Below are 25,599 nucleotides of genomic sequence, written 5' to 3'. Positions count from 1 at the left end.
TGTTTCGCCCCGCCGCTCTTCGTCTTTGTAGATGGCTCCGGCGACATTGCCGAATCCGTGCGTCTGAGTTATAAAAAAAGCCCTCCGGTCTTTCCTGACCGGAGGGCTTGCTTTTCGTCGCTACCAACCGGTCAGGCACTCCCGAAAATTAGGAGTAGTCCAATAAGGCTAAGTAGGACGACGACAACAGACACGACGACGCGCTGAGAAGAGAGACCCTTATTCAGCACATTGCCAGCGACCATTGGATCTATAAGATAGCACTAAATTTCCACTTATGACAAGTTAATTTGAGAAAAACGTTTAAACTACTTGACAGAATATTAACATTCCACTACCAATTGTCTTCTCTCAAAACAATCATGGTGCCAAAGCTCGCACCCTGCGGAGAGATGATTGGCGAGAAACTCGCACGCAAAGCAACACTGGAAGCCGCACTTACACCCACCCGAATATCGATATCCGAGTGAGTGCCAGATCCTAAGTAAGACAAAAACGTAGGGAACCTGGGCTCTATCACAAGAGAGGAAAGCGCCCGCCCCTTCAACTCCCGCTCCTCTAAACCCAATAACTGCAGCGTTCGAGGATTCACATAGGACGTCTCAAGCTCAGGGTTGATGATCCACACTCCCACATTAAGCTTGTCCACCGCGGCATCCAGCAATCCTTCACTGACCGAAGAACTCGCGCGCTCGCGCGATGTCTGAAGAGCCGTCTCCACTCCCACCAAGAAAGATGCTAAGTCAGCAATCATCGACTCATGCAACCGGTACACAGTCTGCCGACGCCCCAACTTCCGCGCCGCCACCAGCCCAGCATGCCTCAACATCCGGATGTGATACGAAACCAGCGTCGCTTCCTCTGGAAATGTGTCCACCAACTCTAAAGCGCTCTTTTCCCCCCGCGCCAATACATGAAGCATCGATCGGCGAATAGGGTTCGCCAAGGCATGAAGAGCTGCATCGTGCAGCCGCTCACGCTGTTTCTCTTGATTCACAGTCATCGTTTTCTCCGTTTTGTTGACAGTCAAACTGCCAACGTTATTCATTTCGTTAGCTCAGAACTTGGAGACCACTGTATAATTAATTAAGGTGTAGAGTAATTAAGATAGTATTAATAGTCACTAGATCGTTGTAGTGAAAATTCTGTCATTCGGGTGAGAGCGATTTCAATGTACCTTCTCTATGGGCTGAGCAAGTAGTTGTAACAGCCCACGGAGAGAAAAATGTTTAAAAAACTAATGGCTTTAGCAACCCTTGCAGTCCTCGCTGCAACTGCTGCTGCAGATCACGTCAATTTTCACGAAATTTTCATCAATCCTCCCGGTGGCTCCGATGAAACTCAAGGTATTGAGTACATCATCCTTAAAGGAACTCCTAGCATGTCGCTTGACGATTACTCAGTGGTAGTTGTCGAGAATGAGCACAGCGGATCCGGAGCTGATGACCGCGGTTGCGTCGACAACATCTTCCCACTTAAAGGCCTTTCTCTCGACAGCCACGGATACCTAATTATTCGAGACTACAAAGGAAAAAACACTTCGCAGTCCAATACCACTCTCGGAGTTCTCAATGATCTCGTGAGCATCGGTAGCAACCTGAATGTTGAGTTCAGCAAGACGAACAGCACCGCCACACTGCCTTGGTCATTCCCAAGCAATGTGTACACCCCCGGTGGATCAAACACACTCACCTACGGAGGCAACTCTCTTGAGAACAGCGGCGGCAACTACTTCCTCGTGAAGCATGTCAACCCAACCCTGTTCCAACAGATCGATACTCCTCGAAGCATCGGAATCAGCCTCGACAAGGATCTCAACGGAGTTCTGGACTACCTCCAGACATCGAAGCCAACTGGCTGGGTTCAGCCATGGGAGTCCATCGAGGATGCAGTTTCCGTTCTCGTGGAAAACGCAAACGCAGGTGCAGCAACTCAAATCGACTACGTCGCGAGCCTGACTTCCGGTCAGTACAACACACGATGCATCCAAACTCGACCAACATCGAGCAACGGATTTGCTAACTTCACGGGCGACTGGTTTGCACGCCTCTATCTCACAAGCGGCAGCGATACAGTTCCAACCGACAAGGGGATCTACACCGATCTTCTCACTGGCGGAGTAGCAGATCGTTACTACTTCGACGGCACCAGCGGACAGAATGCCTACGAAGACGGAACGGCCACGACGCTCAGCAGCAGCGACTGGATCCGACCAGGCTACTGGGTAACTTCCGGCTCTTCCTTCGTCACCAACTACATCACAATCTCGCGTAGCGGAACAACCTACTACCACTAAGAAGTGATGAAAAGCCCTTGGCCAGATATCTGGTCAAGGGCTTTTTTGTGCCTTAAATCTACAGGTTTATCATGAATAAGAAAAGTGATAGAAAGAGTTGCAATGCTCTTAATGTATCAGTAATAAACCTGATGAGAAATCACACAAATAGGCACGAAAAAGCCCCGGCATTAGTTGCCGAGGCTAAACGAATCATTATTTGCGTGAACGTCGTCGAAGTACTACTGCAACTCCCAATCCAAGTCCCATAACAGTCATCGGTTCTGGCACAGCATTGATCTTAGCACCGCTGATCGTCATCATGTCGAAACGAACCTTGTTAGTAGAGTCATACTCATCACCATGAGCTCCTGCATACGAAGAAGTTCCAGGCTCAAATATCGACACAACTCGGAACCCGAATGCCGGATTGTTAGCCGCCCCAGCAATCGAGGTCAAATCAAACTGATTCCCGTTCTTCCAAAGCCTGACATCGTAGTTGATATCTCGCAAGGTCGTAAAGGTCGAACCGCCGTCGAGTGTGTAGTCAAAACGGTAGTACTTGCTAGAATCGCCCGTTGCAAAAAGATCAAAGCTGGCAGTGATCTTGTCAAAACCAGTCGTGTTCGTCGCAACGTAAATGCCAGTCGTACCAGAGTCCAAATCCTGGTCAGCGAAATACTTCACTGCAAGCGCATAACCGCCTGAGTCCGAAGATCCGTTGTCACTGATGTAGCTGGTCTCAGTCCCGCCGTACGATTGAATACTGCCCAACCCAACGCTTGGAGCTGAGTTCTGTTTGTTGAAGTTCCACTGCGTAATCACATCCGCGTGAGCAACAGAGATGGACAAGACTGAACATGCAGTCAAAAGAATGCTTGATTTGAGTTTCATGATGTTTCAAAAGGGAGGTCTTATTTCTTGGAGCGACGTCGAAGAAGAGCAACCGCACCAAATGCAAGTGCAGCCATCGAAGCAGGCTCAGGCACAGCAGCCACGCGAACCGTGAGATCGGTCGTCGTGGGAACAATCGTGCTGAAATCCTGGGCAATCAGGAACGTGGCGTAAAAGGGAACCGTCTCGTCTGCGGTGAAGAAGTTCACCTTCGCGCTCTGACCAGCGCCCAGTCCTTTGTTCTTCAACTTAAGAGTAAAGAGCTCAACACCCGCAGCACCTGTTGCGTTAAAGAGCGTGCCCGAGGACTTTGGCTGAAATGCTGCGTCAATCCCGTAAGATCGCGTCCCAGTATCGGCCCCAGGAAGCATTCCGCCACCCAAGACAGGACTGCCGATGAAAGTAGTCGAAGGATTGACAATCGTCAAAGCCGTGTCAGGAGTTCCATCGAGCCCCAACAAGTTGTCCATCGGAGTAGCAGTATCCGTGGAAGAAGTGCTGTGGTCAAAACCAACAAGCGTCTCCAAGTTCCAATACTTAGTGTCCGACGAATACCAAACGGCAACGTCAAAAGTAGAACCTGCTCCACCAATGGTCAAAGAGGTGAGGGGCGTACCAGTGGCATCTCCCACCGCCGCAAACCAAAAGCTGCTAGCAGCTTGCGCCTGACCTACAGCCAAAAGAGTGGCTGCCATAACGATATATTTCGAGTGTTTTAGTTTCATGAATCTCTCCAAAATGAGGTTTGAACGTTATCGATCCCCAGCGGCTCGATAGTTCTTGTTGAAAATTGCAAGGTCAGCCGCGCTAACCACTCCATCGCCGTTAAGATCGGCCATCGGATCCCAGTTCGCACTGCCAACCCGAGCTCGGAACGCAGCATTGATGCGACTGCTGTCCACCAAAGTGATCACGTTGTTCCCATCAACATCGCCATTCACCAAACTCACCGCCAACGGTGAAGCCGATGCAAAGGACACATTGACGTTCTTTGTCACCCGACGAAGCCAGTGAGAAGCCTTCACCGCAACGTCATAAGTGCCCTCGGCAGGAACCTCGATGTCGATATGTCCGGCACTGTTCGGGAACACGCTGTAAGACTTCACAACAGTAGAGGTCCCCGGCGTTCTCAGATCAATCGTCACGGGAATACCGGTCTTCGAAGCAGCTGCGCTGTAATCCTGGAACGTAAGATTCAGTCCAAGCGAAGGCTTAGCAGGGGTCAAAAGCACCGGAACAGTATTCGAACCGTCCACACTTCCGTAACCAATGATCTGCCCCTGACTGTTCAACCCAGTCACCGCATACAGCACAAACTTGCCATACAAAGGATCGCTGGGAGCAATCAAAGTATTGAGGTCAATAAACGCTCCCTTCTCAATCACTCCCCCGGCACTCGCCTGTCCGCCAACCGCACTAAACCAGTCAACGCCGTAAAGGTTCGCAATCACTGTGCCTGCATCGTTGAAGTCAACCGGCGAAGCAAACCCACGGTACAACTGAGTCCAAGCAGCCTGCTCACGAGAAATCAAATTGCCGCTTCCCTTGTAGCTCCACTTCACAATGGCGACATCGTTAGCCGAGTACGAGATGATCCCAAGGGCCGTCCCACTGTTATTGAGAGCCTTTACACGGGCCTGATCAGCCCCAGCAGGCTTCGTGAAATCAGTTCGGAAATCTCCGTTCTTGTACAGATAAGACTGCTTGCTTAGGCCACTGATGATCGAAACGTTGCTGTCCCAGTCAAAGCCTGTGATGTCCCCAATCGAGTTAATCACTTCGGGGTTGGCAATGTTGGCCAGCCCATCTTCGGTTCCAATTCGGGTCCCAGCGGTGTCAGTCCCGAACCAACCGTACAGCTTGTCCTTATCCTTTTGGCTCGAATAGGAACCTAAAATAGAACCGTCATTCGCAACGCCCCGCCCAAAAGTTCCAAAGGAACCCGTGCGAGAAAGCGTCTGATAAGTTCCACCGTCTTGCAGCCGAAACAGAGCATACGATCCGTTGTCGCCGTTGTACATGCGACCATAAATGAAGCCCTTCTGACCAGAAAGGCCGTAATTGTCTGACACTCCGTAGGCAACTCCGTTAAAGCCACCAATCGGAAGAGCCTGCGCACTGAAGTTCTTCCAAATAACCGGATGACTGATTCCGAACAAGGCAAACCGCGAACCGCTAGGACTGCTTCCGCCAACGATCACACCCTGATCATTGATGTCAGTCGCAACAGCGCCGAGGTCCCCAGGAAGAGGATTTAGGACTTGGATTTTATAGTGATCGGCCGACTGTGCTGCACAAGCAACCGCAATCAGCGCGAGGGTAGATAGATTTCTCATGGACTCTCCAAATAAATAGGCCGCTTAAAAATCGCTTAAGCGGCGAGGTTAAAGTCAGTCACATTCGCTTCCGTTTGGCTGACTCACGTCTTCGCCAGGAAGGATGTTCTGGGAATAAAACTTCTCACCCCACATGAAGTGGGATCGATCAAGCGTTCGACCCAAAGCCGCAAACCGCGCATGCCCATCTGCAAAAGCGTAGTTGGCCCCATTGTCAAAAGTGTCGTAGTCCACTCGATTGAGAAGATTCAACTTGTCGTTCAACTGCACCTTCAAGTCAGCGCGAGCCTTCGTCTCAGTCATAAACACGTAGCTCATCGAGTTCAAGGTGTCCGCAAGTTGCCGCCCCTCATCCCCAACGGTGCAAGGCTGTCCGGGTAAGAATCCGCTGGCACCCTTGTACAAAGTAACCGTCGTGTCCCCAAGGAACTTCTTCGATCGCCGATTGGCATTCAGAATCAAATTCGCAGGCTCACCGAACGATGAGAAGTTCACCGACCTAAAATCGTGAGCCGCCATCGCCGCGTAGTTCGTGATGTAAGAGTTAAATTGAACAGGCGACAGCCCGGAGATATCCTGCGGCTGAGCGTCAGCGGGATTCCGAAAAACCCCTCCATTCCGCACGTACGGATAAACAAAGTCAATCCAGTAAACGCGGAAGGTCTTAGATGGCCGGTAGTTATGCTCCAGCCAATACTGGCCATCCACATCCGTGCTGGTCCGGACCATCATGTCGTCAAAGTCCGTGTGATACATCTGAAGAGCGAGTCCCTGCTGCTTCAAATTGCTAAGGTCAACTGCCTTGTAGGCCGCCATCTTGGCCCTAGCAAAGACAGGGAAGAGAATGGCTGCTAGGATTGCAATAATCGCAATCACCACAAGCAGTTCAATAAGCGTGAATGCGCGAGTTATTCGGTGTGTCATGGTTTCGGGTCCTTTCTCAAACGAGGGTGAGGATGGCCATCGCAGTCAGAAACAGGCATAGAACGTGGGTAGAACCTCTCGCCCCACTGAAATCGTTTGCTATCAAGCGTTCGAGGCAACTTCTCGTACGAAGCATGCCCATCCGCAAAGGTGTAATTGGCGGCATCCTCATGAGCCGTCCAATCGACTCGGGCAATCAAGAGATCCTTGTCAGACTTCGCACTCCGCAGAACACTCTCAGCTTCCGCTGGACTCGTCCGGCGGTAGTTCAACCCGAGCTCCTGGTCCGAACAAGGTTGTCCTGGGAAGAACCCACTCGTGCCCTTCCAACTCCGAATCTTCACGCGGCTAAGAGTTTCATGTCGCCGCTCAGCCAAAAGAATCAATCCAGCCGGATCCGTCAGCGCCGACATTGGCACGGGGTAAAAATCGTGCGCCGGAATCACCGCATAGTTGTTGATGTAACTCAGCTGAGGAACACGCTTTGGAGTGTCAACACTCCCGTCCGAGGTGTACTCTGGACTCGTGTCGCTCGGACAAACAAAGATGTCCTTACTCCGAGCAAAAGGCTGAACCAGATAGCTCCAATGCGCCCCCAATCCGCGCTTAGGCTTCTCCTCACTCGTCCGCGGATAAACCCCATCAAAGTCGTTCGCATAAAGCAGCACACTCGCCCCAATCTGCTTCATGTTCTGCAAACAGTTCGAGCGCTGGGCGTTCAGCTTCCCATTCCCCAACATCGGAATGGTAAAAGCAGCCACCAACCCGAGAACCACCGTAATGGCCAAAACCTCAATCGCAGAGATGCCGCGAGATCTCATATTTCCGACTCCTCCTGAATAGCTCGCCGCCGACCCTCAAGCTCCGAAGCAATCCAAGCAGCAGCCGATCCCGCAGGCATCCACCAAACCACCTGCAGCAACGCATACAACACACCCGTCGTCTGGGGCAAAGTCAAAGCACCCACCACGAACGAATAGATCACAATCGGCATGATCGAAGTGAAAACCGCCTTCGCAGCACCCACCGGAATCAACCGTCCAGCCACCCAACCAGCCACAACCGGCGCGATGAACGGGTACGCATACAGCCACAAAAACTCAAGCCCACTCTGAGGCAACGGCAAAGGATCGGGCAACAGCTGCCGCGCATCACCCGGAGAAATCGGTAGGGAATAAGCCGCTCCGTTCGGCCAGAAAACCTTCACCTGCAGCACCGCCACGAAGATCAGCTGAACAAGCCCAAACAGCGTGAACGCCACAAAGTGCGACTTCTTAATCGACTTGAAAATAGCCTTCTGATTGCTGCCCTCAAAGCTGCTCTCGATAAACTCATGGGAGACTTTAAGTGGAGTCCCATACCGCTGCAGCGCCTTCTGCATGGCTTCCTCCTCGGAAAGCCCCTCCATCTGGTAGTGACTCGCAAGCCGCTCAATGTGGAAGCGAGCCTCCTCCTTCAGCCGAATCCGAGCCTGAATGGAAACCCGACCCACCAAGTGAACCGCCAAATGATCAAGGTAGTTCTCAAGCAGATCCTCCGCCAACAGAGGCTCTAAACTGTCCCCATCAAACCCAAGGTTTGTATGGGCAAGCTCAAGCGGGTTGCTCACCACCCCTCCCCTGGATCACTCGCTCCATGGCAGCGGAAAAGTCTCTCCAAGACGCAATGGCTCTCTCAGCCTCCCCAATTCCAGCGTCCGTCAAAGCGTAAATCCGCCTCTTCCGTTCGCCCTTAGGGTGCTCCCAAGAACTTGAAACGAGACCAGCCCGCTCAAGCGAATGGAGCACGGGATACAACGTCCCGTGGTTGAAAGACAAAGTGCTATCGGAGCGTCTCTCGACTTCCCGTGCAATGTCATAGCCGTGTCGCGATCCGTCGCGAAGTATCACCAGCACCAGCGTCATCGCCGTGCTTTTCTGCATTCCCTTGTCGTCGCCCAATCTCTTAATGACCTCTTAACTCGGAAACCGATATATCGATTTCTACATATGACGTTAGCTCGTCAAAGAGGACCTTAACAAAGAGAGAGGTACTTCTTAATTATTTGTTAATAAAGGCGAAGAGGGTCTGGAATAACACCAAAACACACTGAAAATGAGTTCCGTATCAGGAAATACTAACCGATCAATAAGAGAGAAGAAGTAAGTGAATCTGGCTCCAAAGTGCAGGATTGAGATCTAAACTTACTGTTTTCAGAATCTCTCCGGTCTGCCATTGGTACCGGGCAAGCTTCTGGTCCTGCTTGGTCCGAACAGCGTCCTGGAGGTTACAAAGCCGGTCCGCCAGCTTGATGACCTTCGCATCATCGGACATCTCGGCAATGTCCGCAATCAGCATCTCCGCGCGAAGCCGCCACAACTTTTCCTTCGACAAACCCTTGCGCTGCGCCTGCGTAGGCTCCGACCGCGTCAGCTCAACCACAAGCCCACACGCCCGACTACCAAACCGGTTCTCAATCTCCAAAGCCGCCACGCCGCACTCCTCAATCGTGTCGTGAAGCACAGCCGCCACCAACATATCCAGGTCAGTAACCCCGCCCACATGCCGCAAAGCCCCCAATACCTCTAATGGGTGAGTGATATAGGGAAGCGCATTCTCCCCATCTCGAACCTGCCCCTCGTGCAACTTCGCCGCCCACTGAATCGCCGCATCAAGCTGAGAACCTGCCATCAAGTTCCAGTTTGACGCATCAAGAAGTTGACACAAATCTTAACGTGACGATAAGCTGCCGCAATGCCCGCCCAGATAGTCCTTACGAGACCACCCTCATGGATTTACTTTGCAAGAAAACTGAAAGTAACCATAGACGGCCAGACGGTCGCCTCGCTCAAAAACAACAGTACGGAAACCTACATCGTCAGCGAGGGCTCTCACGCAATGACCGTCTCCATGGATTGGTGCCAATGCCTTCCCGTACAGGTCGTCGTGAACAACGGGGAAGCGAGAAACCTGACCGTGAAGATGCCTACCTTTGTAGAAGCACTCTACACACCATGGCTAAAGCCAGTCGAAGTCTTCAAAATCCTCTTTGAAACGAGCTAGATCGTTCCTCCCAGAAATGAGAGGAACGATAGATCACTAACACTCAAGAAGTTCTTGAAGCGTTCGAGAGCGACTCGGGTGCTTCAGCTTCTTCAACGACTTCTGCTCGATCTGTCGAATCCGCTCCCGCGTTACTTGGAAACAACGGGCAACTTCTTCGAGCGTATGCGGCTGACCGTCCAAAAGCCCAAACCGCAGGCAGATCACCTCACGCTCTCGATCACTCAGCGTGTCGAGAACATCCTCAATCTTACGTCGCATGACAGATCGAACCGCAGCATCCGCTGGGTTCTCATTGGACTTGTCCACAATGAACTCAGCAAGCGCAGCGTCCTCACTCTCTCCTACCGGTGTATCCAGCGACAAAGGCTCGACAATCGCACGATGGAAGTCCTGGACCCTCTCAATGCTGATGTTGAGAAACTCACTAATCTCGTCATTGGTCGCCTCACGGCCAAGAGATTGCTGAAGCTGATTTGCCGTGCGCATCATGCGGTTCACAGCTTCAAGTGTATGCACCGGCACCCGTATGGTCCGACCGTGATCGCTAATCGAACGAGAAATCGCTTGGCGGATCCACCAAGTGGCATACGTGCTAAATCTGAAGCCTCTCTCGGGGTCGTATTTCTCAACCGCGCGAATAAGACCCATATTGCCTTCCTGAATGAGGTCCTGCATCGATAGACCTCTTCCCACAAATCTCTTGGCAATACTAACGACAAGTCGGAGGTTGGCCTCGATGAGTGCACCCTTGCACAAGCTACATCCGGTCTTACTATGTTTGGCTAAGCTGATCTCCTGATCAGGAGTAAGCAAGGCGATTCGGCCAATTCTCTGCAGCCACATTCGAACCGAATCGTCCAGGTGAGTGTCACCCAGCCCTTCGGTCTCCATGATCTCCAAGTCGTTGGCACTCCAACGATCCTTCGGGCGTTTAGCAGTCTTGCCGCTCGACGATGAGAGGTTTTGGGCTGGGCACGCAAAGGCAGGAATCTCCCCACCATTCAGTTCCAGACCACCGCTGTTAATGTGCGATCCTACAACCATGTTTCTTGCTGGGACATTCCCTCAAATGATCCCAGACGTGACTACTATAACTCACACTCTGCGGATTCCCAAGAAGAATCATTTAGTATTCCTACACCTTATGAGACAACCCATCGAAAGTATAAGAAACGAGGCAAATAGTTGTCTAAATAATCGTCAGGAAAACGGGTCGTCGTCTTCTTTCTGCTTCTGGTTGCGAGGGTCAGGCTTCAGCTTGCGCAGCCGTTCAAGCATCTCCTTGCGCTGTTCCGGAGTGAGTTCGCCTTGTTTCAGGCGCTGGATGTCCCGACTCTCAGCCTGCTTGCGGAGAAACTCAATGGAATCAGCGAACCGCTCCTCAGTAAGATTCTCCCCTCGGAAGTCGTGCAAGAGATCACTCAATAGCTGGCGAGTCTCCTCCGGTTCAATCTGGTGAATCCAGTTAGCAGTCGGACCAACCGGCGGGCTAGTCGGAAAGGCAGCAACAATGGCCTTCGAAAGCTGTACAGCAGTGTTCGTCACAAAAAAGTCAGTACGTCGACAGAGGCTCCAAGCCACCAACCGGAACTCCTGCATGTGAAGCGACCGAAACACCACAAACTCCGCCGTAGCCAGTGGCTCCGAAAGAGGCATAAACTCCTTCGAAACCTGGGGGCGTTCAGGCCGGTTGGTCTCTCTGAGCTGTCTCCGTGACTTAGCAACCAGCTTTCGAAGCCGGTCCTGAGCCGCCCTCATGTCGCGAATCCCCGGATACTGCCCCGCAAGCCTCTGAAGGTGCCGCTCCAACTCCATGTCCCCTTCGGCGTGCGCCATAAGGTTAACAGCCTCGGTCCAATACTCAGGCTGCTCAGGATCAAGCCGCTTGGCCAGACGGGTGAAACGATAGTCCAAAGGCTTCATAGCCTCCTCTACCGACCTCGTAAGCCCCTTAGGACCATCTTTGCGCAACACAGTGTCCGGATCCTCTCCGGCCTCCATCAGCGCAACACGAACCCGCAACCCCTCACTTACCAAAATGTCGATCGCCCGCTCGGTAGCCTTCTGCCCAGCCTCATCGCTGTCATAGAGGATTACAACCTCATCCACCCACCGCTTGATCAGCTTGGCCTGCTCCTCGCTCAACGCAGTCCCCAGCGAGGCCACGGCACTGGTTACCCCACCCCGGTGGCAAGCAATGACGTCCATGTACCCTTCAACCAACACCGCCTGCTTGCTCTTGGTCCATGCATCCTTAGCCCGATGCATCCCATAAAGCACCCGACTCTTGCGATACAGAGGTGTATCAGAGCTATTGATGTATTTCGGATGCCCGTCGCCCAACAGGCGACCACCAAAGGCCACCAGTTCGCCCTTCTCATCTCGGATGGGGAACATAACCCGCCCCCGAAACTTGTCGAAGTACCCGCCAGACGAGTCCTCATCCACCAAGAAAAGATTCTTGCACTCCGCAAGAGGCAGCCCCTTACGCTTGAGGAACGAAGCCAGAGCATCCCCAACATCAGGCGCATACCCAATCTCCCAATGAGCCAGCACGTCCTCAGACATGTCTCGACGGGTGGTGTAATCCGTGGCGCGGCTGTTCTTGGGAAGTTGCTCCCTAAAGAACGTAAGCGCCTCGTTCATCGCAGAGCGGTAAGTGTCTCGCAAAGACACATTCATCGGCTGGGGACGGTTCTGGAGAACGATGCCAGCACGATCGGCCAGCTCTTTCAGAGCATCGACAAAGTCGATATTCTGGGTCTTCATGACCCACGTAAACACGTCGCCGGACTCCCCGCAGGACCAACACTTGTAGCGTCCACTTTGGGGGTCTACAAAGAAAGAAGGGTTTCTGTCCTGGTGGAAAGGACAGAGACCCTTGAAGTGTTTTCCAGCCCTCTTAAGGGCAACACGTTGGCCGATAAGCTCTACAATGTCAATCCGAGCACGGATGTCATCTCGCTCATCTGCCAACGTTCGTTCTTGCCTTAGGCCTTACCGGCCGAGATGACGATGCCTGTCACAACATGGGGCTTCTTGCCTGGTCCAAGTCGTGAGAGTCGGAAAGCAACCTTCTGGCGAGTGAGATACTTCACCATAATGTTGTCTCCAGCAATCTCGTAACCGTCTGGGTTGTTGTACTTCTTGAAGATGGTCGCAAAGTTGGTTCCGAAGCTAACGCCCCGCTTTGTCTTAACCTTAGGGTTGCTCAGGCCAATCGCTTCAATCTGGATCACGTTGCCCATCTTGTCGATGATGAAACCATACTTGCTGCCAGCTCGGTTGTATACCCATCGGGTGTACTGAACTCGCTCAGCTACAGCACCACCAGCGCCTGGAGCACCACCACCGCCGCCCTTACCGCCTGGGCTTGGAGGACCAGATGGAGCGCCAGGGCCGCTTGGACCACCTGCACTTGGGCCACCCTGACCGCGACCGCCTTTGTTGGGCCCACCTGGAATTCCAGGAGGCTGCTGCCGCAACATGTCGTTCCCAAAACCAAATGGATCGGAAGATGAATCGGATGACCAGTCAGCCGAAGGAGCTACAGGGCCACCGCCACCACCGCCTCGAGGACCGCCGGCACCACCCGGGCCACCGCCAAATCCTGGGGCACCGCCGCCAGGTCCGCCACCGCTCTGCTGCGAACTGCCAAAGGAGATTGCCTGAATCTCATCGGGCGTTCCGTAGAGCTTGATGACCTTTAGACCCGCATCATATAGCTTGATGCCGATAAGGCCGTTCTCTGCGCCAGAGCTCTTCTGTACGGCAAAACCACTCGTGCTCATGACTGCAAGCGCACATACGCCCAGTCCCAAACTTGTCCACCTGGTTCTCAAAGGTTCAACTTCCTCCTGATTGTTGGCTGAACGCCAACTCACTTACTCTTATCAGACGTTGCCAGGTTGGCGGAACGTCACACGCAACTGCACCTAATTTCTCAGACACGTGCCGATCAATCGGGTATACCCCGACGTAGTAAAGAACAAGGAGTTCCTTTTTTAAATGGCAGCAGACTTAGCAGTGACAACAAGCGAATTCGACGAAAAGGTTTTGAAATCCGGCGTGCCGGTACTGGTTGACTTCTGGGCTCCATGGTGCGGCCCATGCAAGGCAATCGGCCCAACCATCGAAGAGCTTGCAGGCGAGTATGACGGCAAAGCAAAGGTTTACAAAGTCGATGTCGATGATGAAGGAGACCTGGCCGCCCAGTACGGCGTCATGAGCATCCCAGCTTTGCTTCTCTTCAAAGACGGCAAAGTCGTCGACAAGATTGTCGGCAACCAACCAAAGCCAGCAATCGCAGCTTTGATCGACCGAGCTCTCTAAGAAGAGACACAACAGTTCTAACTGCGGGGTCCCGAACATCGACGTTCGGGACCCCGCTTTTGTTTTGAGACCTGGTTTCTACCATTCGAGGCCCCGCGTGATTCGCACACTCTTCAAGATTGAATTCACCCTGATTGAACGCTAGCTCACTCAGTAGAAACTAACCATGAGTGAAGCAAAATCTCGGATTAGGATTGATTCTAAACCTAACATGGGCTGCAAGCAGCGGTGTAGCCATGCAAACGACTTCCCACCATTCAAGCTTGCATCCGCAGACAATCTGGCCTACGAGCGAAAGCTGATAGCACCAGCAGGGAAGGCCCTGCAAAGCGCTCAGAAATACCTCCAATCTGGAGACCTAAAAAACGCCAGAGCTGAATGCAACCGGTCAGAAAGACTCTACCAAGGCACTGCGCTCGGAGGATCCATGCCCGGCTTAGATCTTGTGCGAGCCCAGATCGAAATGAAGCGGGGGAACTTTGGCCAGGCAGCTCGGATGTTTGAAGACGCTTCCAAGCACGGCTTCTATATAGGCATGCATCTCGACATGGCGTTTTGCTATGTCAAGCTCAGACGATACGACGCCGCCAGACGGCACTACAGCGACAGCAAAAATCTCCTATGCTATGAGACCATCAAAAGGGGCGATCTACAAAACTCCAAGACTCCACATGGTCTCGAAGCCAACATCACCTTGGCTTTAGGGTTGCATCAATTCTTCACGTCCAGACCCAAGGAAGCACTTGAAACCCTTCAAAAGGTTGATAAGCTGACCCATCAGAGATCAGCAGTCACATCCTATTACATCGGAATGTCCTTGGTGCATTTAGGCAAGAAAGGACAAGCGATTCCTTACTTCAAAGCTGCATCAAGTTCAGGCGGCGAGATAGGCAAGGATGCAGAACTCCGATCCGGTTCCAGCAGATCAAGAAATATACATTGATCCACCCAAACCGCCCACGACTGCCAAAAGCACCTCTCTCACGAACCGGCGCAGACTCAAAACCGTTTCCTGAGGTTTAATGACATCCAGTGTCATCCCCATCTGCGGCGCCCCAAGTCAGCTCTGGTAATAACGTAGCGAAGTTCGGTGGCATCATGGCCGCCAGCATCCTTCTCTCGAGAATCCTCGGAATGTTGCGAGATACCGTCCTCGTGTCTCAATTCGGCATCGGCTTGGATGCAGACGCTTACCGGCTCGCAGTCCAAATTCCAGACATCATCTTCATGCTCATCGCAGGCGGCGGACTCTCTTCCGCTTTCATCCCGATCTTTAGTGACCTAATCCATAAGAACGAGGAAGAGGAAGCCTGGAAAGTCTTCGGCGCAGTAGTCACCATCTGTTCGGTCATCGCAGTCGCACTCATTGCCATCGCATGGGCACTCTCGCCAGCAATCGTAGGCTTCTTCCAAGGCAAGCACCCCGACTCGGTCCTACCCCCCGCCATCTACATGAGCCGGGTCATGCTCCCCGCGCAGTTTGCCTTCCTCATTGGTTCGCTGCTCCTGGCAACCCTTTTTGCTCGGAAACATTTTGCCGCTCCAGGCTTGGCACCCAATGTGTACAACGTCGGCATCATCGTGGGTGGAATCGTGCTGCACAAGTACTACCATCTTGGAATTGAAAGCATGGCCTGGGGAGCCGTCGCAGGCGCGATGCTCGGAAACCTAGTGATCCCAGCGCTCTCAATGGCAAAAGTCGGCAGCCACTTCAGGCCCTCCTTCGACTACAAACGACCAGGAGTCAAGAAGTTCTTCGTCCTCCTCCTGCCCGTCATCCTCGGCTTCTCACTCCCAAGCATGGTGAACATCATCACCCAGAAGTTCGCCTCCGCCTATGGCAACGAAGGAATCAACACAGTTCTCAGCCTCTCCAACAACCTGATGCAAGCCCCGCTCGGCATCTTCGGCCAATCCCTCGCACTAGCCGCATTCCCAGTGCTTGCCGAATACGTGGCCAAAGGCCGCATGGACCTGTATCGCAAACAAATCTCCAAAACACTGCGAACCGTCCTCTACCTTGGAATTCCAGCTGCGGCTCTCATGCTCGCATTGGCACCGCAAATCGTCAATGTCCTCTACGGGTACGGAAAAGGCACCGGCACAGATCGGCTGGACTGGATCAGCGACTGCCTCCGCATCTACAGCCTCGCCATCTTCGCCTGGTGCATGCAGCCCGTTTTAATGCGCGGATTCTTCTCGCTGCACAAGACCAAGAAGCCCGTCATCCTCGGTACAGCCATGACGTTCCTCTTCATCGTCCTCGCGCTGATCGGCCTACAAGTTTCCAAAGACTTCCGCATGCTGCCCTGGGTCACCAATATCGCAGCGGTGCTCCTAGCGATCATCCTTTTCAAAGAACTGGAGAAAGAAGTCGGACGCCTCGACCGCATGGGAATCGCCCGAACGCTCGCCAAATCCACAGTGGCCGGAGCCGTAGCCTGCGGCGCTAGTTTCGGAGCTATGGCCCTCATCCATCCACAACATAAGCTGCAAGAAATTAGCGCGCTCTTCTTCATCGGACTCGGCGGCGTCTGGATCTACTACTTCATCACGAAGTTCTTCAATATGCCCGAGACAGAGTACATCTCCCGAGCCACAGACAAGATCACTCGCCGTTTTGGCCGTTGAGCGGTTTCCCTAAGATCGCCTGATAAGCAACAATGGCCGCCGCAACATGCACGTTCAACGAGCGGCCCTTGCCAAACATCGGAATGTAAATAGCCGCGTCACGGTGCTTCATCACACTCCCATAAACCCCGTTAGCCTCGTTCCCCAATACCAAACAGCACTTCTTGGGATACACGAACTCCATATAGTTCGTAGACCCCTCCGCAATCTCCAAAACAACCAGCGAGTAGCCGTCTTCCTTAAGCTGTAACGCCGCCTCTTCATTGCCCTTCACATAGCGATGTCGTATCCGCCGATGATGCCCAAGCGACGTCACGCTAATCATCGGATCAGGCGGCACAGGAGTCCGCCCACTCATGATCAGCTCCTTAGCCCCGCACCCATCAGCAACGCGGAACATCCCGCCCACGTTGTAAGCGTCCTCCCAATCCTGCAGAAAGAAAGCCATCTCAATCTGGCGCTCATGCTGCTCAGCAAACTGCTTATGGAGCTTTCGCACGCCCGTCTTGGAGCGCAGCGTTTTCATGTCCTGTTCCAATATGCTGAGATTCTGACGGATGGAGCTACTCCGCGTAAAGCGAGACCTCAATCAGGTTGCCATCCGGATCTCGGAAATACACCGACTGTATAGGCCCAAGCGCTCCGGTCCGTGCCACCGGACCCTCTTCGATCCCAACCCCATTCGCTTCGAGATGTGCCAAAACATCGCCCATCCCTAGGGAAGTGATAAAACAAAGGTCAGACGAGCCAGGGGTCGGCCGCTTGGCATGAGGCGCAATCGGCTCATCAGCCGGGTGCAAGTTAATCTTCTGCTGCCCAAAACAAAGCGCGTGCCGTCCATTTCCAAAGCGAATGGATTCCATCCCCATCACCTCAACGTAAAACTTGATGGTCCGCTCAATATCTTCGACCGTTAGCACAAGGTGATCAAGCCGTTCAATCTTCATCATCGCCAAGATCATGTTAACCGACACCACTTGAGCCCAACAGGTACGATCAAAACATTAGAACGAAGGAGTTCTCCCCCTTATGCAAGACGTAGTAATCCTCGGCGGCGCGCGCACCCCCATCGGAGCCTTTCTTGGCTCGCTCTCCACGCTCACAGCACCACAGCTAGGTGCCAAGGCAATCTCGGCAGCTCTAGAGCGAAGCGGACTCACAGGCTCGGACGTAGACGAACTCATCATGGGCTGTGTCCTAACCGGAGCAATGGGCCAAGCCCCCGCGCGACAAGCCTCTCTCGGTGCAGGAGTTCCCAACTCAGTCCCCTGCCTCACCATCAACAAAGTCTGCGGCTCCGGAATGAAAGCCATCATGCTCGCCGCGCAAGCCATCAAACTCGGCGACAGCTCCGTAGTAGTCGCTGGCGGTATGGAAAGCATGAGCAACGCCCCCTACGCCCTCGAAAAAGCCCGCACAGGCTACCGAATGGGCAACGGTAAGCTCATCGACACCATGATCCACGACGGCCTGTGGGACCCCTACAACGATTGCCACATGGGTAACTGCGGGGACGCCACAGCCGCCGCCCTAGAAATCTCGCGCGAAACCCTAGACGCCTTCGCAGGCGAGAGCTTCCGAAGATCCGTAGCTGCCCAAGACGCAGGACGATTCACTGAAGAAATCGTCGGAGTCGAAATCCCTCAGCGAAAAGGCGATCCCATCCTAGTCGAAACCGACGAAGGACCCAAGAAAGGCGACCCCTCCAAGCTAGCTTCCTTACGACCTGCCTTCGCCAAAGATGGCGTCACCACCGCCGGAAACGCCAGCTCAATCAACGACGGAGCCTGCGCACTGGTCCTCTCATCATCCGAGGATGCCGAGAGAAGAGGTCTGAAACCCCTAGGGCGAGTAGTTGGCTATGCAACTCACGCCCAAGAACCCCAATGGTTCACCACCGCCCCCGCAGTCGCCATCCAAAAACTCCTGGAAAAGACCGGTCTTAAAATAGAGGACATCGACCTGTTCGAAGTCAACGAGGCCTTCGCAGTCGTCGCCCTCGCCGCCGCAAATAAACTCAACATCCCCCACGACAAACTAAATGTCAACGGCGGAGCCGTAGCACTAGGACACCCCATCGGCATGACGGGCGCAAGGCTCGTCCTCACAGCCCTAACCGAACTCCGTAGGAGAGGTGGCAAATACGCCATCGCCACGCCATGTATCGGCGGCGGAGAAGCAACGGCCATCCTCATCGAAGCCTTCTAGAACCCACGCAAGAGCTAAAACACAAAGGTGCCCCTAAGCTGACTACTTTAGGGCATCTATTCGCTTACACCCCAGGAAGAGTTGTGCCCCTTTCAGGTACAAATCACTGACTTATCCGAAGGCTAGTATGGCAACCTGCTAGTTAAGGAGTAACGATTGACGGCTGTTTTTTAGGTCGTCGTTTGTTTTGAAAGCGGGTGTCTGGCGAATGAAAATCCTGTTTGTAGCTGCGGAAATGGCTCCGCTTGCCAAAGTTGGCGGCCTAGCCGATGTAGTGGGCTCCTTGCCGAAAGCCCTTCAAAAGCTTGGTCACGAGGTCTTAATCGTGCTACCAGGCTACAAAATGATCGAAGACGATCCTCGATGGAAGCTCGAACCGAAAATCGAGACCATGGCCGTCAAAATGAACGACCACTGGTACAAGAACGCACACTACTCCGAGATAGAAGTGGACGGTCTCCGCGTCGGCTTAGTAGGAACCGACGAGTGGTTCCTCAACAGCGTCGATAGCCAGAGCCTCTACCAGCCCGGCGGAATGATGCACCTCTTCTTCTCCAAGGCTGTACTGAGAGCCATGGAACGCCTTGCATGGATCCCCGACGTAGTCCACGCCCACGACTGGCACATGGGCTTCCTCCCCGTGCTCCTACGCGAGCAGTTCCCGAACTGGAACGCAGTCGCATCCGTCTTCACCATCCACAACCAGGCATACCAAGGCGAGTTTGACGTCGATATCCTAGAAGCAGTCGGTCTCCCCGACTCGCTCTTCACCTACGACAAGCTAGAGACCTGGGGAAGAGTCAATTTCCTCAAAGCAGGCTCCGTCTACTCAGACCACGTCAACACCGTCAGTCAAACCTACGCCAAAGAAATTCAGACTCCAGAATTCGGCTGCATGCTGGAAGGCCTCATGTCGTTCCTTCACAACGAAGGACGACTCTCAGGCATCGTCAACGGCATCGACCTAGACGCCTGGAACCCAGCTACAGACCCAGCCATCGCCGCCCACTACGACTCCTTCGACACCAAGGGCAAGAAGAAATGTAAAACGGCCCTCCTCAAAGAACTAGGCATGCCCGCCATGAAAGGAGCGCCACTCCTCGGAGTAGTCAGTCGCCTCAGCAGTCAAAAAGGCCTCGACCTGATCCTCCAATCCATCGAACAGATGATGGCCATGCCCTGCCAGCTAATCGTGCAAGGCCTCGGCGACCCAGCAATCGCAGACGCTCTAGTCGCCCTAGAGAAGAAATATCCCAAGCAGATCCGTTTCGCACACCGCTTCGATGCCGACCTAGCTCAGCGAGTCTACGCTGGCTGCGATGGCTTCCTCATGCCCTCAGCCTTCGAACCCTGCGGCCTAGGACAACTCATTGCGATGCGCTACGGAACGGTTCCTCTAGTGCGCGCCACAGGTGGACTCGCCGACACCGTCCAAGAGGGACACAACGGCTTCGTATTCACCAATCGCGACCTAGGCGAATTTGTAGACGCCCTCAAGCGCCTCTGCACAACCTACGCCAACCCCGAAGAATGGAGCAAACTCATGGCCCACGGTATGACCGGCGACTACAGTTGGGACCAGAGCGCAGAGCAATACGTGAAGATCTATGAGCAAGCCATAGCCGCACGCTGCAACACCGAAGAAATTCAGGAATCAGCCTGATTCTTAAGGTTGATCCGCACATTGCGGATCAACCCATTCATTCCCGTTCTCCGAACTGGAGAACCCTGAGTAAGCAAATCCCACTCGTCCGGCTGAATCACCGCCAACCGTTCCAAAGACCCCCACTCACGTCGTTTCAAAAAGTCCGGCTCCGTAGTAACCCGCGCACGCTCCGGCTGAGACTCACGCTCACTATTAAACGGGCAAACCTCCTGGCAAACATCGCACCCAAAGGTCCACTCGCCAATCTTCGATTCCAACTCTGGGTCAATCTCCCCCTCATGCTCAATCGTCAGATAGCTAATGCAGCGACTGCCATTCACCTGCCAGCGATTGTCTTCAAACACAATCGCTCCCGTAGGGCAAGCGTCCACGCACCGAGTACAAGTGCCACAACCACCCACTGAAGGCAGATCCGGCTCAAAGTAGGCAGTCGTCAGGAGCAAGCCAAGAAAGAACCAGCTCCCACGCTTGCTGTCAATCAGCATGGTGTTCTTCCCAAACCACCCCAACCCCGCCATGTGAGCAAAATCCCGCTCAAAGATCGGCGCCGAGTCCACACATGGCCGTGTGCTCACCCCAGGCATCGCAAGCTCAATCTCGCCGCCCAGTCGCTTCAGCTTGCCACGCAGCACCTTGTGATAATCCCGACCCTGCGCATACCGCGCAACTCGCGCCATGCCCGGTTCATAAGGGTTGGGCTGGTTGTAATTCAGAGCCACAGCAATAATCGACTGAACCCCCGGCAATAGGCTCTGAGGGTGCTGCTTCAGCTCCAGCTGATTCTGCAGATACTCCATGCTGCCGTGATAACCCTTCGCTAGCCAGCGCTGGTACGCATCCAGATGTGGCGCGGGCTGAGCATCACACACCCCGACATGGTCGAACCCCAGATTCAGGGCCAGTTCTTTGAGTTCCGCCTTCGTCAAGCGCTAGGAAGAGTACCGCTCAATTTCTGATTCAGTTCGATCCACTGCTCAAAGGTCAGCTCCTGCGGCCGGGTCAACTCATCCAACCCAATGGCTTCCACACAGTCGGTAATAGGATCCCTCGGCTGATGAAGCCCCGCAATCAAATTGTTAATCAGCGTCTTCCGCGGCTGAGCAAACCCCAATCGCACCAGACGCTCACAATCAGCCGGCATACCCTCGGCTTTAGGAGTCAGGCACAAAACCGTGCTATCAACCTTAGGAGGGGGCAGAAACGCACTAGGAGGCACATTAGCGACCATGCGAATCTCAAAGTTAGCCTGCATATATACGCTAAGAGACCCGCGCTCCCGCTTGCCAGGCTTGGCAACAATACGAGTAGCCACCTCACGCTGCATCATCAGCACAGCTCTAGAAAAGTGATTCCGAACCTCGGCGATGCGAGTAAGCAGCGGCGCCGTAATGTAATAAGGCATGTTGCTCACCACACCACGTGGCTCAGGAAGCTCCTGGAGAACCGCAGCAAGATCAACTTGAAGCGCATCCGCCAAACGAACCTCAGCCTTCGGTGCCGACTCAGCAAGAATACGCACCATCTTGGCATCAAGCTCTAAAGCAATAAACCGTTGCGTCTGCTCGGAAAGTGGGGAAGTAAGAACACCTGGACCAGGACCGATTTCCACGAGTCCTTCCAATCCATCAAGGGCGTTTACAATGGAGGAAACTGCTTTTTCCGAACAGAGAAAGTGCTGGCCAAGCCCTTTCTCTGCCCGAATTCCATGGCGCCCAAGAAACTTCTTGAGCGTGCCAGGATCTACTAAGTTCACTGAAGGATATGGACCTTAACGTGTCGACGACCGAACTGATTGCAAGCAGCGCGGGAATCTAAACAAACGTCGATTCTTTTACCTTTGATGGCACCACCAATGTCAGAAGCGATGGCGAGGCCATAACCTTCCACATAAACAATGGTTCCGAGTTTGATAACACGGGGATCAACAGCTACGATGCCATAGGCCGCTCGCCGACCGGTGCAAGTGCGTCCGGTTCCTCCGTTGGATGATGGGGACGGGTCATACGCCGTCGCTTCCATATCAATGACTTTGTGTCTTACGAAAGCACCACGGCTAGCTACATAGCCCTGTTTGCCCATAAGAAAAACTGTGGGTTGTGGGTCGATTCGCTCTTCCTTGATGAGCTCTTTCGCCTGAAGCTTTCCGTTGGAATAGATTAAACGGAATGTCTTCTTAATGGACCCCTCTTTTCCTTGAGAAGCCTTGATGAGACGGCCGCGACCTACGTTGCGACTTGTCTCGTACCGAACCGGAGCCGCGACGCTGGATTTCTCCACACGGGTCTCGATCCTCTTATTTTGATGTCCTCCAGTCCCCGCTTGTGCCATTGATGCACCCGCTAGAACTGTGAGAGCAATACTCACTTTCTGTGAGCAGTTGCGCATTTGGAACCTCCTCTTGCCTGGCTGCAGACCTGATGGTTATACCGCGGTTAGCCCTTAAAAATCAAACTTGAGGCGGGTCTGGCTTGCGTAGTGTGAGGTTTGAGCGTTCGTTTTGAACCTAAAAACCTACGTTTCTAAAAATTTTGTAAAGAACGAAAAAAAGCCAAAAAACGGCCCTCAAACAAGCGCTGCACGCCGGTAAGCGGCCTTCAAATCCTCGGGACTCAGCCGCTCAAACACGGCCTGAACAGCCCGTGCAGTCTGGTCTTTTTCATACAACGAAGCCACCGTTCCAAGGCTTCGCCGATACCGAGATGCACGCGCCATAGCCGTCGCCGCTGTGTCAAATTCCTGAAGCTTGCAATCCACCAACAACAGCCGATCATTGGCCCCCGCAACCACAGAATGCCCACCAACCTCCGGCCCCAAATCTCGTATTTGTTCGAGGACCTCCTTCGCCCGATAGTAGTCCCCGACCGCCTCATACTGCAGCGCCTCACCATAAAGAACCCACGTGAAAGCTCGCTGGCAACCGTCAGTCTCAAGAACGCGCCGAGCCGATTCCAAAATCCCCACCGACTCATCCAACCCACCCTTCTCCAAAGTCAGGCCCGCATAAACAACTCCCGCACTCGCAATTCCAAATGGAGACCCACACTCCAACATCCGCCGATACCCAGCGCTCACCATCCGATAAGCCTCAATCGGCGCACTCGCATGCTGCAGGATGATCCCCAGAAGCAACTCGGCCTCCGCAATGGCCAATTCACTTTGTCGGGCATGAGCCGTCTTCAACTCACCGCGCGCATACCGGATCGCCCGCGCATAGTCACCTTAGACAGATATCCATAAGCCAAAGCCGCACCCAACCGCGAAGCAGCTTCATAAGCACCTTCCGACAATGCCTTCTTCTGAGCTTGCTCCACTTCCTTAATAACAGGCCCAAGCTTCCCAGAAAGCACCAACAAATAAGCACGCTGAGACTCCACCATCGTCCGAGCAGGCGACTCTTTCCGAGAAGCCAACAAAGCTCGCTCATGGATACCCAAAGCCTGCTCAACCGCAATACCCATCCACCGACTTTGAGTGCTGGCCAGCATAGAACAAGCCTCGTCCGGATCCCGATCCAGCAACCATTCAACAGCCGTCACCAACGGATGATCCGTCGCAGCAAGCGGTTTAGGCCGAACATCCGAAACCACCCCAAGATCCTTCAAAACCCTAGCGCGATAAGCATCCGACACCTGCACAGCGGTAGACGTCCGCCCCAACTCCTGTAGCCACTCCACATGAAGCGCCACCACCTCTTGATCCATAGGATCAATTCGGTTCGCTTTGGTAAGCAGATCAAGCGCCTCATGTCTCTGACCCCCGGCCCAAGCTCCCTTAGCGGCACCAACGGCAGAACAAACAAAAGCACTCCGAATCCGAAGTCGCTGATCCACCACCCAATCCGAGTCAAAGCCCGGCATAAACTCCCCAACATACTTCTCGTGCTCAGCCGGGTGGTTGGCGTCACACAATACAGCCTCGCTCTTCAACCAAACAACATCGTCCCGAGTCCCAATGGAGTGCGGCGGAAGCACCTTCCTCAAAGACGCAAGCGCAGTTCTCAAACTCTCCTGGGCGGCCTTAAGCGGAACATCCGGCCACACCGTCTGCGCAAGTTCAGATCGAAACACTTCATGCCCACCAGCCAAAGCCAATACGGCAAGCACGAGCATCGTCTTTCGAGTTCGAGTAGTGACGATCAGCCCATCATGGTCACGCAACTCCGTGCGCCCCAGCAACGTTAACTCCCAAGGCAGATCAATGGAACTCAAGGGTCTGTCCGTTGATTATAGAGTAGTTCCCAGTGAACCTAGCTGACCCTAATCCCAGGTTGTCACGAATTAATCTCAAGCGATTTCACGCAGATTTTGCGCACGGTTTGGAAACTGAGCAAATCAGGCCCGCGAAAGGCCTGTTTTTGGAGAAAAGGAATCGCTATGCGAACTGCAATTTTTAGAAGAAACATCTCGGCAGGCTTGGCCATCCTCGGTCTGAGCCTGGTGTCCGGTATCGCGTCCGCTCAGTCCACAGGTGCCATCGCCATCAACGGCCTAAGCAACAACTCATATATCTACGCCCTCGATCAAATGTGGACCAACGGTTCAACCGCCGAGGTCACCACAAGTCACACCTTCACCGGGCTAGACAGCCACGGAAACACCCAGAGCATGGATTTTCTTGCTCATACGGTAGATAGCTCTCAGTACGGCTACCTCCACTGCTATGCGTCGGCATCAGTGCAAAACGTCTACTACAACGAAAACAACTCCCCTTACGCCGATCAAAACGCCAACCTCAACGACCCCAACGGGTCCCCCAAAGTATTAGACAGCCTAGGTTTCGCCACCTTCGACGACACCTTCGCCTACGGCGGACTCCTAGGCACCGGCTACAAAGCACGCTACATCTTCCACGCCGACGGCGTGAACTCAGGAACAGGCAGCGGAGCAGACCTAGCCGTCACCGTAGACAACAACCCAAGCAGCACGTTCTTCGCCTTCGACTCTGGTCCATACACCGCCGACTGGGCCACAGACGAGTTCGATATAAACGGCGTAACACCCCAGAACATGCACGTCCAGTTCTCAAACCAAGTGGTCCTCAATCTAGACCAGCTCATAGAAGGCAACGACTACTGGGGCGAGTCCAACTTCTCGGCGACAGTCAAATTGGTTGGTATCCAAGTATTCGATGCCAACGGCAATCCGGTAACGGGCTGGACAGTAACCTCCGGCTCCGGCACCAACTACCCAGTGCCAGAGCCCGCCACCTGGGCAATGATGCTAGGCATTTTGGCCCCAATGGCCGCCTTCAAACTGGCCCGAAACCGAGCCTAAACCCCATACTCGGTA

The 25,599-nt window shown here is 53.6% G+C and carries 27 protein-coding genes; 8 read left to right on the top strand and 19 right to left on the bottom strand.

What is annotated here, in order from left to right; all coding sequences use genetic code 11:
* Positions 1–334: 334 nt before the first annotated feature.
* Entirely contained in the window at positions 335–1,003 is a 669-nt protein-coding gene (locus ACZ51B_RS04840) for a helix-turn-helix domain-containing protein (RefSeq protein WP_464296107.1), read from the bottom strand.
* Between the two features lie 222 nt (positions 1,004–1,225).
* Here ACZ51B_RS04840 and ACZ51B_RS04835 point away from each other — a divergent pair, with 222 nt between their 5' ends.
* Entirely contained in the window at positions 1,226–2,296 is a 1,071-nt protein-coding gene (locus ACZ51B_RS04835) for a hypothetical protein (protein ID WP_464296106.1), read from the top strand.
* Between the two features lie 195 nt (positions 2,297–2,491).
* On the opposite strand, the gene ACZ51B_RS04830 is transcribed toward ACZ51B_RS04835, so the two are convergent.
* From ACZ51B_RS04830 to ACZ51B_RS04795, 8 genes are all read right to left on the bottom strand, one after another.
* Positions 2,492–3,169 (bottom strand): PEP-CTERM sorting domain-containing protein, encoded by a 678-nt coding sequence (locus ACZ51B_RS04830; protein ID WP_464296105.1) that lies wholly within the window; start codon positions 3,167–3,169, stop codon positions 2,492–2,494.
* 20 nt (positions 3,170–3,189) lie between these two features.
* On the bottom strand, positions 3,190–3,894 hold the full coding sequence (locus ACZ51B_RS04825) for a PEP-CTERM sorting domain-containing protein (protein ID WP_464296104.1): 705 nt from the start codon (positions 3,892–3,894) through the stop codon (positions 3,190–3,192).
* 27 nt (positions 3,895–3,921) lie between these two features.
* Positions 3,922–5,505, bottom strand: coding sequence for a dockerin type I domain-containing protein (locus ACZ51B_RS04820; protein WP_464296103.1), 1,584 nt, complete (start codon positions 5,503–5,505; stop codon positions 3,922–3,924).
* A 54-nt stretch (positions 5,506–5,559) separates the two neighbouring features.
* A complete protein-coding gene (locus tag ACZ51B_RS04815) occupies positions 5,560–6,429 on the bottom strand; it encodes a prepilin-type N-terminal cleavage/methylation domain-containing protein (protein ID WP_464296102.1) in 870 nt (289 codons plus the stop codon).
* Positions 6,426–7,250, bottom strand: coding sequence for a hypothetical protein (locus ACZ51B_RS04810; protein WP_464296101.1), 825 nt, complete (start codon positions 7,248–7,250; stop codon positions 6,426–6,428). Before ACZ51B_RS04810 ends, ACZ51B_RS04815 begins: the two co-directional genes overlap by 4 nt.
* Entirely contained in the window at positions 7,247–8,038 is a 792-nt protein-coding gene (locus tag ACZ51B_RS04805; RefSeq protein WP_464296100.1) for a permease prefix domain 1-containing protein, read from the bottom strand. The genes ACZ51B_RS04810 and ACZ51B_RS04805 overlap by 4 nt, the downstream gene beginning before the upstream one ends.
* Positions 8,022–8,351: a PadR family transcriptional regulator gene (locus ACZ51B_RS04800; protein ID WP_464296099.1), complete on the bottom strand. Its 330-nt coding sequence runs from the start codon at positions 8,349–8,351 to the stop codon at positions 8,022–8,024. The genes ACZ51B_RS04805 and ACZ51B_RS04800 overlap by 17 nt, the downstream gene beginning before the upstream one ends.
* 202 nt (positions 8,352–8,553) lie before the next feature.
* Positions 8,554–9,099 (bottom strand): HD domain-containing protein, encoded by a 546-nt coding sequence (locus ACZ51B_RS04795; RefSeq protein WP_464296098.1) that lies wholly within the window; start codon positions 9,097–9,099, stop codon positions 8,554–8,556.
* Positions 9,100–9,162: 63 nt separating this feature from the next.
* Between ACZ51B_RS04795 and ACZ51B_RS04790 the strand changes: the two genes are divergently transcribed.
* Positions 9,163–9,471 (top strand): hypothetical protein, encoded by a 309-nt coding sequence (locus ACZ51B_RS04790; protein WP_464296097.1) that lies wholly within the window; start codon positions 9,163–9,165, stop codon positions 9,469–9,471.
* Between the two features lie 36 nt (positions 9,472–9,507).
* Here ACZ51B_RS04790 and ACZ51B_RS04785 read toward each other — a convergent pair whose 3' ends face one another.
* The 3 genes from ACZ51B_RS04785 to ACZ51B_RS04775 form a co-directional block, all read right to left on the bottom strand.
* On the bottom strand, positions 9,508–10,518 hold the full coding sequence (locus tag ACZ51B_RS04785; protein ID WP_464296096.1) for a sigma-70 family RNA polymerase sigma factor: 1,011 nt from the start codon (positions 10,516–10,518) through the stop codon (positions 9,508–9,510).
* A 156-nt stretch (positions 10,519–10,674) separates the two neighbouring features.
* Positions 10,675–12,450 carry a DNA primase gene (gene dnaG, locus ACZ51B_RS04780; protein ID WP_464296095.1) on the bottom strand — a complete coding sequence of 592 codons (1,776 nt, stop codon included), beginning with the start codon at positions 12,448–12,450 and terminating at the stop codon, positions 10,675–10,677.
* A gap of 14 nt (positions 12,451–12,464) precedes the next feature.
* Positions 12,465–13,316, bottom strand: a complete 852-nt coding sequence (locus ACZ51B_RS04775; protein WP_464296094.1) for a hypothetical protein — start codon at positions 13,314–13,316, stop codon at positions 12,465–12,467.
* A gap of 166 nt (positions 13,317–13,482) precedes the next feature.
* On the opposite strand from ACZ51B_RS04775, the gene trxA reads away from it, so the two are divergent.
* The 3 genes from trxA (at position 13,483) to murJ (ending at position 16,437) form a co-directional block, all read left to right on the top strand.
* The gene (gene trxA, locus ACZ51B_RS04770) at positions 13,483–13,806 is read left to right on the top strand and encodes a thioredoxin (protein ID WP_464296093.1); all 324 of its coding nucleotides are present in this window, start codon (positions 13,483–13,485) and stop codon (positions 13,804–13,806) included.
* Between the two features lie 166 nt (positions 13,807–13,972).
* The gene (locus ACZ51B_RS04765; protein ID WP_464296092.1) at positions 13,973–14,749 is read left to right on the top strand and encodes a tetratricopeptide repeat protein; all 777 of its coding nucleotides are present in this window, start codon (positions 13,973–13,975) and stop codon (positions 14,747–14,749) included.
* Between the two features lie 89 nt (positions 14,750–14,838).
* Complete coding sequence (gene murJ / locus ACZ51B_RS04760) at positions 14,839–16,437, top strand: murein biosynthesis integral membrane protein MurJ (RefSeq protein ID WP_464296091.1); 1,599 nt, start codon at positions 14,839–14,841, stop codon at positions 16,435–16,437.
* Here the strand turns inward: murJ and ACZ51B_RS04755 are convergent.
* Together ACZ51B_RS04755 and ACZ51B_RS04750 are read right to left on the bottom strand one after the other, a co-directional pair.
* Complete coding sequence (locus tag ACZ51B_RS04755; RefSeq protein WP_464296090.1) at positions 16,415–16,963, bottom strand: TrmH family RNA methyltransferase; 549 nt, start codon at positions 16,961–16,963, stop codon at positions 16,415–16,417. The genes murJ and ACZ51B_RS04755 overlap by 23 nt on opposite strands.
* 37 nt (positions 16,964–17,000) lie before the next feature.
* A complete protein-coding gene (locus ACZ51B_RS04750) occupies positions 17,001–17,387 on the bottom strand; it encodes a VOC family protein (protein WP_464296089.1) in 387 nt (128 codons plus the stop codon).
* Positions 17,388–17,466: 79 nt separating this feature from the next.
* On the opposite strand from ACZ51B_RS04750, the gene ACZ51B_RS04745 reads away from it, so the two are divergent.
* The gene (locus tag ACZ51B_RS04745) at positions 17,467–18,645 is read left to right on the top strand and encodes a thiolase family protein (RefSeq protein ID WP_464296088.1); all 1,179 of its coding nucleotides are present in this window, start codon (positions 17,467–17,469) and stop codon (positions 18,643–18,645) included.
* A gap of 208 nt (positions 18,646–18,853) precedes the next feature.
* Entirely contained in the window at positions 18,854–20,308 is a 1,455-nt protein-coding gene (locus ACZ51B_RS04740) for a glycogen synthase (RefSeq protein ID WP_464296087.1), read from the top strand.
* Here the strand turns inward: ACZ51B_RS04740 and queG are convergent.
* The 5 genes from queG to ACZ51B_RS04715 all read right to left on the bottom strand — a co-directional run bounded on the left by queG (position 20,293) and on the right by ACZ51B_RS04715 (position 24,519).
* Entirely contained in the window at positions 20,293–21,237 is a 945-nt protein-coding gene (gene queG, locus ACZ51B_RS04735) for a tRNA epoxyqueuosine(34) reductase QueG (RefSeq protein ID WP_464296086.1), read from the bottom strand. The two genes, ACZ51B_RS04740 and queG, sit on opposite strands and share 16 nt — an antisense overlap.
* The gene (gene rsmA, locus ACZ51B_RS04730) at positions 21,234–22,064 is read right to left on the bottom strand and encodes a 16S rRNA (adenine(1518)-N(6)/adenine(1519)-N(6))-dimethyltransferase RsmA (protein WP_464296085.1); all 831 of its coding nucleotides are present in this window, start codon (positions 22,062–22,064) and stop codon (positions 21,234–21,236) included. Before rsmA ends, queG begins: the two co-directional genes overlap by 4 nt.
* Positions 22,061–22,696: a G5 and 3D domain-containing protein gene (locus ACZ51B_RS04725; RefSeq protein ID WP_464296084.1), complete on the bottom strand. Its 636-nt coding sequence runs from the start codon at positions 22,694–22,696 to the stop codon at positions 22,061–22,063. The genes rsmA and ACZ51B_RS04725 overlap by 4 nt, the downstream gene beginning before the upstream one ends.
* Positions 22,697–22,873: 177 nt before the next feature.
* Complete coding sequence (locus ACZ51B_RS04720; RefSeq protein ID WP_464296083.1) at positions 22,874–23,491, bottom strand: hypothetical protein; 618 nt, start codon at positions 23,489–23,491, stop codon at positions 22,874–22,876.
* Positions 23,488–24,519 carry an AfsR/SARP family transcriptional regulator gene (locus ACZ51B_RS04715; protein ID WP_464296082.1) on the bottom strand — a complete coding sequence of 344 codons (1,032 nt, stop codon included), beginning with the start codon at positions 24,517–24,519 and terminating at the stop codon, positions 23,488–23,490. Before ACZ51B_RS04715 ends, ACZ51B_RS04720 begins: the two co-directional genes overlap by 4 nt.
* 165 nt (positions 24,520–24,684) lie before the next feature.
* Here ACZ51B_RS04715 and ACZ51B_RS04710 point away from each other — a divergent pair, with 165 nt between their 5' ends.
* On the top strand, positions 24,685–25,584 hold the full coding sequence (locus ACZ51B_RS04710) for a hypothetical protein (RefSeq protein ID WP_464296081.1): 900 nt from the start codon (positions 24,685–24,687) through the stop codon (positions 25,582–25,584).
* The last annotated feature ends 15 nt before the right edge of the window (positions 25,585–25,599 follow it).

Source organism: Fimbriimonas sp. LA-C6, from assembly GCF_055398105.1.
Note: the sequence above shows the minus strand (reverse complement) of the source record. Positions and strands in the feature narration are given on the sequence as shown.